Here is a 14,385-nt window from a genome sequence, read left to right on the forward strand (position 1 = left end):
GTTAGACTTAGTGGGTGAGCATAGCGTAAATTGGGCTTCGGGTCTTGCAGTGAGTAGCGATGGCACATTATATGTGTCTGGGCGTAACAAAGGTGAGGATGCAAAACTTTATACGCTAGATGCGAATACAGGCGAAGCGACTTATGTCATGGACGCACCGGAGCATATTAACGATTTAACCTATGTCGCTAATTGCCAATAACCATTAATGCAGCAGCGGTAACATAAAGGCGAGGAGAGTCCCTCGCTTTTTTATAAATGAACGTTCACTCTAAGGTGTTGAAATATATGGTAGCATTGAAACGTTGTGGCCACACAGTCCACTTCCCATAACATGTGTGATGTCTGACCGCGTAAGATTTGAAATATTTTAGCGAAAGCTCTTGCTAGAATGTTCAGCTTTTTCTTAGGTTCAAGCCAAGATTCAAAAAACAAAACCAACAGCTTGTTAAGCAAGTTTAAGCAGAGTGTTCATGCCTAGATTTTACCCCAGTATGGTCGACCCATTAAGTTTGATGAAGCCAATTTACATCTAAAGCAAATAATCCAAATTTCTACAAAATCACACAAGGATCTCGTGGGGCACATTCATACTCGGGTGTTTACAAAAGCAAGTGCAACAAAAACACAGCTTTTAGATGATTTATGTAGTTCAGTGGTAACCCCTATTGACCAAGGCGAGAAGATTATACCTGTTAGAAAATGTTTTGATGAAGTTGTAACTAAGAATGGGTGTTCGTACATTGGTAAACGAGGTGGGTGAACTCAAGTTATCTACCAAGATAATAAGAATACAGCGCACGTTGCGAACAGTAGAAGTCAAAATGTCTCATATTTATCTATTTAACATAACGTAAATTATGGGTTGTTTTGTTTGGGTTGCATTGTGCGCGTTATCGTTACTATAATATGTCCAATACTAACCAATATCGGACTTTTTATGGTTCTGCCTTTAGTCGATACTTTTAAGCAACTTAGGTATCAAATCGCGCATCTAGAAGATAATACGTTAGCACATGAATATCCAGAGTTGGCTAAATTCTTAGTCGTGCATAATAAATCTTTGCCTGTTGAAGCGGAACTGCAGTTTCTATTTCAGTTTTTATATGTTTACGGTCGTAAATCAGAGGCTACTTTTAATCGGTTCCGTAATGAGCTTGAGCGTTTTTATTTGTGGTCATGGCTGATAGCACAAAAGTCTGTATTTGATTTAAAACGTGAAGATGTTGAAGCATATGTTGATTTTGTTGTTGAGCCGGACCAAGCATGGACGCAAACTTCTGTTCAATGGCGCTACAAACAAGACCAAGGGAACCGTAGAGTTAATGAGAATTGGCGCCCTTTTGTCCTAAAAGAAAATGGTGCGAGCCAACAGACATTGGCCGCAATGTTTACGGCACTTAACGTGTTTTATAAGTTTGCAATTTTGGAGGAAAAATCATTCACCAATTTTGTTCCTGTGGTAAAGAAAAATAGTCCCTACTTGGTTGTACAGTCACAAATAAACCTTCCCGACACATTGAGTGATCTGCAGTGGGAATACGTATTCGGAGTCACCCGTGACTTATGTGAGCAACAACCGGATTTAGAGCGAAACCTTTTCGTTCTTGCGTGTTTAAAAGGTTTATATTTACGTATTTCTGAACTGTCAGATCGCCCTCATTGGTCTCCTGTTATGAGCCACTTTTGGCAAGATCAAGATGACTTTTGGTATCTCAGGATCATGGGTAAAGGTAATAAGTTGCGAGACGTGACATTAAGTGAAGATTTTATTGGTTACTTAAAACGCTATCGCCACTATCGAGGTTTAAGTGCCCTCCCACGTGTTGATGAGCCATATCCGATTATCCATAAGTTACGCGGACAAGGTGGTATGAATGTTCGCCAATTACGCCGTATAGTTCAGCAGAGCTTTGATTTGGCTGTAGATAAGTTAAAAGAGGATGGATTCACAGAAGAATCAGAGCAATTACAAGCCGCAACATCACATTGGTTGAGGCACACTGGTGCGACTCACGACGCACAGCATCGCCCGCTTAAGCACCTATCAGAAGATCTTGGGCATGCAAAAATTGCAACTACAGACCAAATTTATATTCAAACTAATATTAAAGAGCGAGCAAAATCTGGGCTAAAACGAAAAATATAGCCTAATCAATACAATTTAGAACTGCTGCTACAAAAAATTAAAAATGGTGTCTAACCTACTGTTTCTACGAGTGTTACAACAGGTATGGCTACGGGAAAAACGAAGAGGAATACTTACTCATAGGTTAAATTAGCGTAACAAAATGCCACACATTACTTAATGTGTGGCATATGGATGTTCATATTATCACGGCTAATTACGCTTGAATCGTACAATTAATTCGTGCATCTCTTTTGCAATTGACTCTAAATCTTTACTTTCTTGATGCACTTTATCTGCACTATCTAGACTATTATTTGCAAGTTGAGCAATATTGACTACCTGTTGGTTAATATCGTCTGATACGGTTGCTTGCTGTTCAACTGATGTTGCAATTTGCATGGACATATCACTTATCTGTATTACAGCTTGAGTAATTTGCTGAAGCATGTCAGTACTTTGGTTCAGCTGATCAATACCGTGAAGAGATTCTTCCTGACCTTGTTGAGCGATATTAACAGATGCTTGTGTGCTGCTAGTTAGCTCTTCGATGATAGCGTGGATCTCTTTTGTTGACTCTTGAGTACGCTGTGCTAGATGCCTTACCTCGTCTGCGACTACGGCAAAGCCCCTACCTTGCTCTCCTGCTCTTGCAGCTTCGATGGCGGCATTTAGTGCCAACAAATTCGTCTGCTCTGCAATTTGTTCGATAATTTGTGCGGCTGCCGCTATTTTATCAGTTTGTTTAGAAACGCCTTCAACGGAGCTGCGAATATCCGAGATTGTGTTACTCAGGTCGCTAAATGCGACTTTGGTTTTGTTGGCGATTTGCTCTGTCTGAGACGTCAACTCCAATGAATTTTGTGCATCTTTGGCGCTCAGCTGAACGCTATTTGAGACATCATTAATAGTTGTAGTCATTTCATTCATTGCTGTTGCTACAAGCTCGGTTTCAGATTGTTGCTTTTGTAGGTCTGCGTAGGTTGCTTGTGCTTCGTTACTGGCAGTATGTGCACCTTTTGAAACGTTTTGCGCGGCATGCTCTACTCTGGTAAGGATAGTGTCAAGATGGGCGCGTTCGCTTTTTAAGCGTACTTGGATAGACGCCATCGTGCCATCCCAAGTGGAATAAACTTGTTGTGAAATTTCGTCGCAAAAGCTATGAGCAAGCTCAGATTCTAAGCGCTTTAGTTGCTCTTTATCGCGCCAAGTTGCATAAGCCGAGTATCCGAGCATATTTGCCATTAGCCAGAAGAATCCGGCGGACTCGGAAACAAAATACCACAGCAATAATGATGAGATAATGTTGAAAACAGGCCAGATGATCCGTAGTTTCGGCAGGCCTATGCCACCGCTTTTGTTACTGTTTACGCTGCTATATAGCTGGCTTGCACGTTCAACAGTTGACCTATCAGGGCAGCTCCTCACTGACTCATAACCAACAATTTGGCCATTTTCAGTGATTGGAGTCACGTACGCGTCTACCCAATAATGATCGCCATTTTTACATCTGTTTTTTACGATCCCCATCCACGGCTTACCAGTTTTAAGCTGCTTCCACATTGTAGCAAAAGCAATAGGCGGCATATCTGGATGGCGAACAAGGTTGTGAGGCTGACCAATTAACTCGTCACGCGAAAAGCCGCTAATGTCGATAAATGCTTGATTACAGTCAATAATATTGCCTTTTAGGTCAGTGACTGAAATCAGTTTTACGTCACGAGAAAACGTTTTTTCTCTTTGAGTTATTGGGTGGTTGGTTCTCATTTAAATATTCCAAAACTACAGATATTTTATTTTCCTTTTGTGAATGCAGGAAAATACGCCCTCACACACTGAATAGCAATAGAGAAGGGATTAATTAACGATAATTACAACTATAGTGTGAGAGATTTCGCGGCGCAAATTGATTTGATCGAGTTTAGATCTAAATTGGGCTTACTCACGTACAAGCTTTCTTGTAAAATAATAGCACTTGAATAATAACCTAAGGAGCGTTTGGTGTCTCGCTTTTCAGCAATTACTGATAACCCACATGAAGGTAGATTTAACTCCAAAACAGGGATTTTGATAACCAACTTAGGTAGCCCTGATGCACCTACTGCAAAAGCCCTTAGGGTCTATCTAGCTGAGTTTCTCTCTGATCCACGCATCGTTGAAATTCCAAGGTTGATTTGGCTGATGATTTTGCACGGAATCATCCTTCGGGTTCGTCCAAAGAAATCAGCCCACGCCTACCAGTCTATTTGGACCGACGAAGGCTCACCGCTCATCACCATTAGTAAAGCCCAAACTGCTAAGATCGAGAAGCAACTTCGTGATGAAGGCTTTAACGATATAGAAGTCGAACTGGCGATGCGTTATGGAAACCCTTCCATAGAATCCGGCTTGGAAAAGCTGCGAAATAAAGGTGTGACTCGAATTATTATCGTACCGCTATATCCACAATATTCCAGTGCCACAACGGGTTCAACCTTTGATCAGGTGTCTAAAGTCTTGCGAGGATGGCGTTGGGTTCCCGAGCTACACTTCATAAATGGGTATCACAAACACCCTCTGTACATAGAATCACTGGCGAACTCTATTAAAGAAGATTTAGAAGTGCATGGAGAGCCAGAAAAATTGGTATTTTCATATCACGGTACTCCGAAGCTATTCTTAGATAGGGGCGATCCGTATCACTGTTTTTGCCAACAAACGACCCGCCTTGTGGTTGAAAAGCTGGCGTTAGACAAAGATAAAGTGATAACTACGTTCCAGAGTCGCTTTGGTAAGGCAGAATGGTTGCAGCCATATACTGACAAAACGTTAGAAAGCCTTCCAAGTCAAGGAGTAAAAGATGTGGCAATATTGAGTCCCGCTTTTAGTGCTGATTGTTTAGAAACACTGGAAGAGCTTGAAGTTGAAAACAGAGAGGTTTTTGAGTCATCAGGTGGTGACAAATACCGCTACATTCCAGCGCTTAATGACCGTGATGATCATATCAAAGCAATTACGGCGCTTATTAAACCGCTACTTTAGAACAATTGCAATTAACCAGAGGATTTACCGATGAGTTAAATCCTCTATCCTCACCGTGTGGTGTCATGTTATCGTTATTGTATCAGTGTGGACTCGTTATTGATTATTGGGCGGATACACGGTATTTCTTTATTTAAAAGCAGCGTATTACCCTAATGAAGTTGTTTAACTCTGAGCAGCTGACATCACTTCATTTATCGTTCAGCTGCAGTTTCACGCTCTGCACCAGCAAACTCAACAAAAGCATTGGTTTGTAAGAGTGTTAAACATGCTTCGATTGGCTTTGCCGGACTGTAGAAAAACCCTTGTATGTGGTGACAGCCTAGCTCTCGTAATTTCTCCAGTTGGCTTAGGTGCTCCACACCTTCAGCTATGACGTCAATACCTAACTTGTCACTAAGTTTGATCAGGCAATCTATCATAACTTGCTTGTTTAAATCAGACATCAAGCTGTCGACAAAGCTCTTATCAATTTTTAGATAATCCACTTGGTTTTCAATCAAGTTACTTAAAGAAGAGTAACCGGTGCAAAAGTCATCAAGTGATACTTTTACTCCATGCTTTCTCAACTCATTTAATGTTCTCCAAGTATAGCGGTTTGTTGCCAGAGATTCTGTCACTTCAATCGTGATTGAATCATAAGGGATTTGAGCATTTTCAATGGCACTGGTGATTAACTTTACTTGATTAATACTGGCTTTAAATTCACTTACCGAGCGGTTGATTGAAATTCCCACATCCGAAAAGCCTGCTTTATGGATCTGCGCTAAATCTTGGCAGCTTTTTTCGAGCACAAATTGACCAACTAAGTGTATCAGTCCAAACTCTTCCGCGATGGGGATAAACGTGCCTGGCGATACCATTCCATACTCATCATCAAACCAGCGAACAAGCGCTTCAAACTTGGTAATATGATGAGTATCGGCGTTCACGATAGGTTGATAGTAGACAGTAAGCGTTTTCTCTTTCAATGCTTGTTTCAATCTATCTTTGAGTTTTATTTTGTTCAGATAAGCATTTTGTATGGTGGCATTATGGAGTGCAACTTGACCTCGCTCTGTTTTTTTCACACTGTTGAGTGCATGTGCTGCATTTCTTAACAAGTTAGCTGCGGTGATCCGAGAGCCAGCCTCAAGTTGCGCTACGCCTGTTGAGCAAGTCAATTCTATTGTTATTTCACTAAATACATATGGTTGAGATAATTTTTGTGATAACTTTTCAGCAATTTTTAATGCACTCTCTACATCACTATGGCTAAGTAATAATGCAAACTCATCGCCGCCATATCTGGCGATAATATCATTTTGCCGCACGGCATTTTTGAGTCTCTTTGCGACTGATATAAGAACCTTATCTCCAATTTCGGGACCAAACACGTCGTTGACTTCTTTAAATCTATCGAGTCCAATAAATAATAATGAGCAACTTGTGTTATTGCTTCTAGAACCAGAAATTTTCTCCTCTAAACGCTGCATAAAGCTACGACGATTTAGTAAGGCCGTAAGTGGTTCATGATTAGCATAAAAAGTAAGTTGTGACTCGTTCCGCTTCCATTCGGTAATATCTCGGAATATTCCGACATAGTTGGCTATTTCACCGCGTTCATCTTTTACTACACTCAGTGTCAGCTCTTCTGGATAAATTTGGCCATTTTTGCGGCGGTTTTGAATTTCACCTTTCCAGTGGCCATGTGTATAAAGCGATGACCACATTGACTCATAAAAAGCTTTATCCTGCTTTCCAGATGACAATACTGCTGGATCTTGACCTATTAATTCATAGCCGGTGTAACCAGTTAGTCTTTCGAATGCGCGGTTTACCATAATGATCTTATTTTTGCTATTGGTGATCATAATGGCTTCTGTTGCATGTTCAAATACAACGTTGGTTAATTCAAGTTGCTTATTGAGCGAAGATATATAACTAATATCTTGGATTGTCGCGGTAAACGCCAATTCGTCACCATGATGCGGGTCATTTTCAACCTGACCAATAATTCGCAGTAAACCACTATGGTCATCACGCGTTATTAATGAGACTTGTAAATCCACATACCTTATTTCACCAGACTTTACCTTGTTTAATGCGCTTTTGACCCGCTCACTATCCTCAGGTGTTAATTTCTCTAATAGCAACGACAATGTAGGAGCTGTTGTATGAGATTTTAATAGGTAATTTAGGTGCGTGGAAAAGTAATGTTTATTCTGTTTAAGTTGCCATGTCCAAGTCGATAAGTTTGCAATTTGTTCGCCCTTAGCTAGTTGTTTAAGGAGCAGCCCTTGTTTGGTCAATTCGATGTTATGGCTTAGCTCAGTCGCTATTAGGTGGCCAAGTTCTTGAAACCACTCTTTCTGCTCCGTTGTTATTACCTTTTCTTTATTAAACATACAGACCAAAATACCAATAGGTTTATGATCTAGTGCTCGCAAGGTAACGCCAAGATACCCTTCAATACAAAGTACACGGAGAATATCATCTTGTTCATATAGCTGTTGTAGGCCACATGTTACGTTGCAGACATCACTACTGGCTTTAGCATCCGAGCACGGTGTACCCTCAAGGTCGTAGATAATATTGTCAACTTCTTCACCTTTTTGTAGATACATTAGTGTTTTTACACGGGTATCGTCATCAATAAATTTGCCTACAAAACAATGATCCGCATCAAACAGTTGATGCAGTTGGTTCAATGCAAATTGATACCGTTGGGAAGTAGAAGTCAAATTGTAAAATTGGCTAAAGGTTAAATTCATAACATTCTGTTTGGCTAAAGATAGCGGCAACTTTTTTTGTTTAGTAGGTAATAGTAGCTTATAAAACTACAGACAATATAAATGCAGATCAATAAATTTGCTTTAAGTGGCTTATGTTTGCCTTAAAATTTTAGGTTTTTAATGACGCTATACTTCTATCATCTAGTCTTAATGCTTGTGCTCGTTTTTAGTATATCAGGCGCGAGCTGTATATTAGTGTGCTTTGCTTGCAAGGGGTTAGGCCTTTGAGCGCCAGCCGTGTAATACCTAATAGTTGCTCAATTTGAAGCTAACTGCGTCAAAAACTTCTTATTCAGAGCAACTAAGTAGCAAAATTTTTGCCTTGCCTACTGAGCTAGGTACTTTGGCGATAGCAGGGTACGGTAGCGGAGTTATCGCCAAGATTTTCATGCCGAAAATAGCTCTCTTCATTAAGCCAGTTGATATGAAGAAATCGCTGAAAATGTTATTTGAAGAAGGTGTTTGGAAAAATATCACTTGCGATGAGCAAGCTGACTGTAGGATCAGGTAATGCAGCTTGCATTACCTGATTTACTTTTGGAATTAGCTAACTAACTGTGGCTGTACATCAAGTCCATAGCCAAACATGACTGCAAGCACTAAAACAGTAGCCGCAGCAAACATTAACTTAGCCATCAATGGTAAACAAAATCTAAACCAGTGTGTATACGGGACGCCAGCCATTCCTAAAATACCCATAAGTACGGCATTAGTTGGCACTATCATGTTAGAGAAGCCATCACCAAATTGATAGGCTAATACGGCAACTTGTCTAGGCACACCAACTAAGTCACCAACAGGTACCATCAATGGCATAGTCACGTAGGCTTGTCCTGATCCAGAAGGAATAAACATGTTTAACAATGTTTGGATAAGTAGCATCCCGACAGCAGAAATTTCAGCTGCAACGTAAGACAGAGGTGTCGATAACCCATTCACTATAGTATGAAGGATTTGGCCGTCTTCCAGAATTAAAGCAATACCACGGGCAACACCAATTAATACAGCGGTTGTGACAAGATCAGAAACGCCTTCGATAAAGCGGTTTGCAGCTTCATCAGCTGAAAGTTTACCTAAAATAGAAATAATGATACCCCAAGCAATAAACAATCCGCCTAGCTCATAAAGATACCAGCCTTGCGTTGCTATGCCCCAAACCGCGCATACAAGAGTAATGATAAATGTAGCAAGCACGGCTTGGTGTCTGCCGTTAAGCTGTGGGTAACTAGGTTGTGTTTGTCCAGCTAACGGACACGGAACATCTTTCATCATCGAAGCGTTTGGATCTAATTGAACTTTTTTAGTGTAGCTCCAGACATGGTGAAAGCCGATCAATACAAAAGGAACAAAAATAGCGAAGCGCAGCCAAATACCTGAATAAACAGGAACCTCGGCAATTTGTTGTGCAATTAACACGGTAAACGGATTAAACGCTGAGACGCCATAACCTATACCATAACCGGCAATTATCATGCCCACAGCCGTCATTGCGTCAAGTTTCATTGCTTTACAAAGCGCAACGAGAATAAGTACAAATGGGATATACTCGCCAGCGGTACCAATCGCACTCGAAGCAATAGCAAAGCAAAACACAACCATAAAAATAAGCTTTTGCGGCTTATCTCCATGTTTTTCCAATAACCTTCCAATTAATGCGTCTACTGTGCCAGTTGCACGAGCTATGGCAAGTACACCACCCACAATCATTACAAAGAAGATTACATCTTGCGCTGCTGCAAAAGCACGGGGAATTGCTTTTAACAAGTCCCAAGGGGTGAGTTGTACAGATTCTTGTGCAATATGGTAAGTACCAGGTAATACAACTTGTCGACCTGACTCTGTAGTCGCAGTATCAAAAAAGCCTTGAGGGATAACCCAAGTAGATATTAGTGCAATAAGCATCATACCCAAAAGTAACACTAAGGTATGAGGAACTTTCAATGTTTTTGCCATGGAAAGTACAGCTCCAAAAAGGTAACGATAAAATTGCTCAGCATCTTACCGATATTCGGAGCATATTTCACTTTTTAATAGTAGATTTTAAATTAGGCGGCATTGTGATTAGCTAAAACAGCCTGCTCAACTCTATTTCTACCGTTAGCTTTGGCTTGATATAAACTTCTGTCAGCAAGTTTTAACGCATGATGTAAATCCTCAGAGCATGTCGGCCAATGTGATACGCCTAAAGAGATAGTAATATGTCCGGCATCAGCAAATACGGTGGTTTCAGTACAGTGACGTAACCGTTCGGCAATTTTGGTTGCTTGACTGATCTCAACATGAGGCAGAAACATGAGAAATTCTTCCCCACCACTTCGACATAAATGGTCTTGCTCTCTGGCATTGCGACGCATCAATTCTGCGAGTTTTTGAATGACGGTGTCGCCAATATGATGGCCAAAGGTGTCATTCACGCGTTTAAAGTGGTCAATATCTAGGGCAATAATACTAAATGGGGTCGCCTGTTCGTATGCTGTTTCGAGCCATTTTTCCATCCCGCGGCGGTTAAATAAGAGGGTTAATTGGTCTTGCTTTCGTTCATCATCAAAACGCTGTACTTGCGCTCCTAGATGTTTAACACTGCCGTGCATAGCCTGATATAACCATGTAGCTTCATAATACCAAGTGGCTACGTGCGGGAAGTCGATGTTACGCCCATCTTGTACCTGCTCTGATAATTTAGCCAATCGCCATAATGGTTTGGCTATTAGTCCTCCAAACCCCAATACGCAGATAAGCAAAAATACTGTAAATGGAACAGTGGTTTTTAGTACATGGCTCATGGTGTCAGAAAGCTGCGACATCGTAACCGCGAGAGGACGCTGAGCTACAACTCCCCACCCGCTAGTTTCAACAGAAGCATATCCAGCCAACATTTCAACCCCCTGTGTATTGATAATCTGGTTTGCGCCTGAACCTTTTCGAGTCAATGAAGTTACGACCTCATTTGCAGTGACATCCTGGCCGATCCGATGATCGTCGTGATGATAAATAAGCTTGCCATTAGGCCCTGTTACATAAACATAGGTTTTATCTTGGTGGTGATGATTTGAGAGTAATTTACCTAAAATATTATCGCCTTTGAGGTAAATCCCAGCGGCGATAAAGCCTAAATAGTTGCCATTATTATCAAATATGGGATGAGTTGGGCTAACCATTAAGTTGCCTGCGGGTGAAATAAATGGGCCTACTATATAGGGAGTCTGTTTACGAAGCGGAGATGTTTCTACCTCATTCTTTAGCATCGTTCCGGTGATCCCCAGAGAGCTTGGTTGTGCGCCAATTATTTTGCCACTAGCACTAACGAGGACAACAGAGTCGAAGCTATTGGTGCGTACCAGCATTTGTTTTAACTCGTTATCGATCTGTGCACTATTATTCAGGTTTTGGGCAATCACATTACTTGAGGCCTTTAATTGCATCAAAACAGATTGTAAAAAAAGGTCTGTCACATCTGCCAGCTTGGTAGCGTATGCACGGTTCGCTTCCAACGTGTCAGTTACCATCACCTGCTTTTGTACTTGATAACTGGAAAACAAGGCGTTTAATAGTGAGGTAAATATGCAAAGTGACGCGAGGATAAGTATCAACTTTTTAAGATCTAGCCAGTGTGTTGCTTTATTTATTTGTACCACTAAAAATTCTCTTTAATGTACGTCCATGACATTTTAGCTATTCAAATGAGTGATACAGTTAATCTATATCAAACTATGATCTGAGCAATAGCTTATCTGTTTGCTAAAAGATGTATGCTTGCATTATAACCAGTTAGCTAAAAATATTTAGTTTTCTTAACGGATTGTTGGAATTGTCGTCGTTATAGGGTGTAAAATATTCTGAACATGAATACAGCGAAACCCTGATGAAAAAAAAGAAAACGAACCCGTTAGTCGGCCATTTTACTTTTGCTTGCTTGGCACTAGCGGCAATTTGGATGTTTGTGATAGATAAAGATACATTGGTTGTCCTTAATTCCTTGGTTTTAGTTTATGTGGTATTCGCATTAGGGCGTCGTTTGATGCAATTTTCAAATAAAAAGCCAAGCCCTCCAACCTCAAAAAAATCGAAATGATACTAGCTCACCTTATGTACGGATAAGAGATCTTCTAACTCATCAGTACTAAGCCATAACTTAATTTTTTCCTTGTCCAGCCAGAGCGTTTTAGGGTGAAGTCGCTTCGCGCCCTGCTCTCGCTAATGTGCCTAGATGCTGTAGGCAAAGCTAATACCAACTTGACTTAATACTTACTCAATTTGAAGGAGTAAGTCTGACGCGGCCAGTGCTAAAACTTGCAGCTAGAACGGTGTTAATTCTCCGTGGTTAAGGTTAGCTATATTAAGCGGTTGAACATTTTTAACGCAGCTAATACGGTAATCTACCTTTGGACAATAGCTGTAAAATTAACGTGATAGCTAGAATACGAGCTGAGGATTAGCTCGTATTCCTTAATTGTTTTAGCGACAAAGTAGGCGACTACTGCCTGACTAACTTGAGTAAGTTCTCACCTTTACTATCAAGCTGATTAAGCGGCTTTAATCCCATTATGTGGGCAAGTGTCGGATACACCTCTAAATTACTTGCTTGTTCAACAGAAACGCCAGATTTAAAAGCAGGTCCTTGTGCAACAAAAAAGGCAGCCATATCGTCTGTAATCTCATAGCCATGGGTTCCATAATAGCTATGTTTCCCTTGCTGCATAAATACAATAGGTGCTTTGGCTTGCAAGATAATATCGCCAATACGAGGTGAGGTGCCTCCGTGCAATTGTATTTTTCGTGACTTTGAGAGCACCTCGAAGCGCCCTTTAGCTTTATCCTTTAGTTTTTCCTCTAATGCTGAGATATCTAAATTCTTATCATGATAGGAGTATAGGGACAAACGGGTGCCACTATTTTTAATCATCCACCCTTTTGGTATCTCTAACTCATCAATGAAAACTGACTTTTCAGGCAAGACTTCGGCCATCCCATGATCTGAGACCAACACCAAATTGATTTTAATATCGTCTTTAGCAAGTTCATTGACGAAATCGCCTATAAGCGAATCAACATATTGCACCGCTTTTTTAGTTTCGTCGTGATCAGGTCCAAACTCGTGTCCTTTACTGTCTACTAAAGAGAAATAGCTGGCCACAAATAAGGGTCTTTGTGCTTTTGGAAGTTTTAACCAATTATGGATCTGATTGAGACGGTTTTTATAATCCGCTTTTTTTGAGTAATGGTAGTAATAATCAGGTGTCATGCCATTTACTCTAGCGTCTGATTCTGGCCAAAAGTAAGCTGCTGATTTGTAACCGTGCATTTTAACCAAATTCCAGAGGGGGATCCCTGCTATCCAAGTGCTATCGACTTTACCCATCCCCATTTTATAACAAGCTTCACGCTGCTTATCACAAAAGTAATTATCGACGATACCATGGTTGAGAGGCTTTAAGCCTGTGACAATAGAAAGGTGATTTGGGAACGTTTTACTTGGATATTGCGGCCACATCTTTGTAGCGCGAACACCGGTGCTGGCGAGCTTTGCGATATTTTTGGCATCATGTTTTTCGATATAATCCCATCGAAAGCCATCAATCGAAATTAAGACAGTTGGCACCTTCTGCGCACATACCGCGCTACTGAATAAAGTTAAAATGACAAAAAGTGTTTTGAGCATGTGTGGTTCCCTGTGTGATTAACTACCGATACGTGAGCATGTGTTGCACCCGCTTACGATCGTATGCCGCATTAAATCACAACAATATGAAATTGCTATTTATTTGCGTTAAATAGATCACAAAAGTGGATATTAGGAGAAGGTTCACTTTTGCTCTGTTCTAATTGAGCATAATTAATGCTTGATCTAAGTCAAAGTGAACTATATATTAAAGTTTCAATAATTACTGAAAGTTTAAAAGTATGAACTTGTCACCAAAAATAGAAAATTTTGTACTCCACTGCGGTGAAATGGGCAGCCGTTGGGGTTTTAATAGAACAATTGGGCAAATGGTTGGCTTGTTGGTTATTAATGAGCAACCATTGACAGCGAATGAGATTGCAGATGCGTTAAAAATATCTCGTGGTAACGTTAGTATGGGGATCAAAGAATTACAATCTTGGCAACTCGTTAGAGTTCATCACATTCCTGGTGATCGCAAAGAATACTACTCTCCAAATGGGTCTATTTGGGATCTTGCAAACCGAGTCTTTGAAGAAAGAAGAAAAAGAGAAATAGACCCTACCCTTACTCTACTGAGAGATCAAATTCTAGATAGTGCAAACTCACCAGAAGAAGTGTATGCACAACAACAAATGCAAACGATTCACGACCTACTTGAAACCGTTACTAAGTGGTCTGCTGAGCTACAAAGGCTGTCTCCAGAGCAATTACAGTCACTAATGAAGCTCGGGTCGTCAGTTAGTAAGGTAATAGATTTAAAGGATAAATTATTACGTAAGTCTTAAAAGTGCGAGGTGCGT

Annotated in this window: 9 protein-coding genes and 1 pseudogene; 5 read left to right on the top strand and 5 right to left on the bottom strand. The window is 40.6% G+C overall.

From position 1 onward, the window contains the following. A pseudogene (locus D9603_RS12130) lies at positions 1-202 on the top strand (hemolysin-type calcium-binding protein); the annotation flags it as partial. Positions 203-940: 738 nt separating this feature from the next. Then, on the top strand, positions 941-2,149 hold the full coding sequence (locus D9603_RS12135; protein WP_128731512.1) for a site-specific integrase: 1,209 nt from the start codon (positions 941-943) through the stop codon (positions 2,147-2,149). Between the two features lie 192 nt (positions 2,150-2,341). Here the strand turns inward: D9603_RS12135 and D9603_RS12140 are convergent, their stop codons facing one another. Further along, a complete protein-coding gene (locus D9603_RS12140) occupies positions 2,342-3,895 on the bottom strand; it encodes a PAS domain-containing methyl-accepting chemotaxis protein (RefSeq protein ID WP_128731513.1) in 1,554 nt (517 codons plus the stop codon). A 234-nt stretch (positions 3,896-4,129) separates the two neighbouring features. Between D9603_RS12140 and hemH the strand changes: the two genes are divergently transcribed. Further along, positions 4,130-5,149, top strand: a complete 1,020-nt coding sequence (hemH, locus tag D9603_RS12145) for a ferrochelatase (protein WP_125252947.1) — start codon at positions 4,130-4,132, stop codon at positions 5,147-5,149. A gap of 194 nt (positions 5,150-5,343) precedes the next feature. Here hemH and D9603_RS12150 read toward each other — a convergent pair whose 3' ends face one another. The 3 genes from D9603_RS12150 to D9603_RS12160 form a co-directional block, all read right to left on the bottom strand. Next, positions 5,344-7,902 (bottom strand): EAL domain-containing protein, encoded by a 2,559-nt coding sequence (locus D9603_RS12150; RefSeq protein WP_128731514.1) that lies wholly within the window; start codon positions 7,900-7,902, stop codon positions 5,344-5,346. Positions 7,903-8,466: 564 nt separating this feature from the next. Beyond that, positions 8,467-9,876: a TIGR00366 family protein gene (locus D9603_RS12155; RefSeq protein WP_128731515.1), complete on the bottom strand. Its 1,410-nt coding sequence runs from the start codon at positions 9,874-9,876 to the stop codon at positions 8,467-8,469. A 92-nt stretch (positions 9,877-9,968) separates the two neighbouring features. Continuing rightward, complete coding sequence (locus D9603_RS12160; protein ID WP_128731516.1) at positions 9,969-11,558, bottom strand: sensor domain-containing diguanylate cyclase; 1,590 nt, start codon at positions 11,556-11,558, stop codon at positions 9,969-9,971. A gap of 227 nt (positions 11,559-11,785) precedes the next feature. On the opposite strand from D9603_RS12160, the gene D9603_RS12165 reads away from it, so the two are divergent. Next, entirely contained in the window at positions 11,786-11,995 is a 210-nt protein-coding gene (locus D9603_RS12165; protein ID WP_128731517.1) for a hypothetical protein, read from the top strand. A 402-nt stretch (positions 11,996-12,397) separates the two neighbouring features. Here D9603_RS12165 and D9603_RS12170 read toward each other — a convergent pair whose 3' ends face one another. Then, positions 12,398-13,582: an ectonucleotide pyrophosphatase/phosphodiesterase gene (locus D9603_RS12170; RefSeq protein ID WP_128731518.1), complete on the bottom strand. Its 1,185-nt coding sequence runs from the start codon at positions 13,580-13,582 to the stop codon at positions 12,398-12,400. 242 nt (positions 13,583-13,824) lie between these two features. Here D9603_RS12170 and D9603_RS12175 point away from each other — a divergent pair, with 242 nt between their 5' ends. Beyond that, positions 13,825-14,370 carry a MarR family transcriptional regulator gene (locus tag D9603_RS12175; RefSeq protein WP_125252941.1) on the top strand — a complete coding sequence of 182 codons (546 nt, stop codon included), beginning with the start codon at positions 13,825-13,827 and terminating at the stop codon, positions 14,368-14,370. Positions 14,371-14,385: the final 15 nt, after the last annotated feature.

Origin of the sequence: Pseudoalteromonas sp. PS5 (genome assembly GCF_004103255.1) — a bacterium.
Lineage (GTDB): Bacteria > Pseudomonadota > Gammaproteobacteria > Enterobacterales > Alteromonadaceae > Pseudoalteromonas > Pseudoalteromonas peptidolytica.

Coding starts and splice junctions, on each gene's coding strand:
- D9603_RS12135 (WP_128731512.1), top strand. CDS start 941: ATGGTTCTGCCTTTAGTCGATACTTTTAAGCAACTTAGGTATCAAATC.
- D9603_RS12140 (WP_128731513.1), bottom strand. CDS start 3,895: ATGAGAACCAACCACCCAATAACTCAAAGAGAAAAAACGTTTTCTCGT.
- D9603_RS12150 (WP_128731514.1), bottom strand. CDS start 7,902: ATGAATTTAACCTTTAGCCAATTTTACAATTTGACTTCTACTTCCCAA.
- D9603_RS12155 (WP_128731515.1), bottom strand. CDS start 9,876: ATGGCAAAAACATTGAAAGTTCCTCATACCTTAGTGTTACTTTTGGGT.
- D9603_RS12165 (WP_128731517.1), top strand. CDS start 11,786: ATGAAAAAAAAGAAAACGAACCCGTTAGTCGGCCATTTTACTTTTGCT.
- D9603_RS12170 (WP_128731518.1), bottom strand. CDS start 13,582: ATGCTCAAAACACTTTTTGTCATTTTAACTTTATTCAGTAGCGCGGTA.
- D9603_RS12175 (WP_125252941.1), top strand. CDS start 13,825: ATGAACTTGTCACCAAAAATAGAAAATTTTGTACTCCACTGCGGTGAA.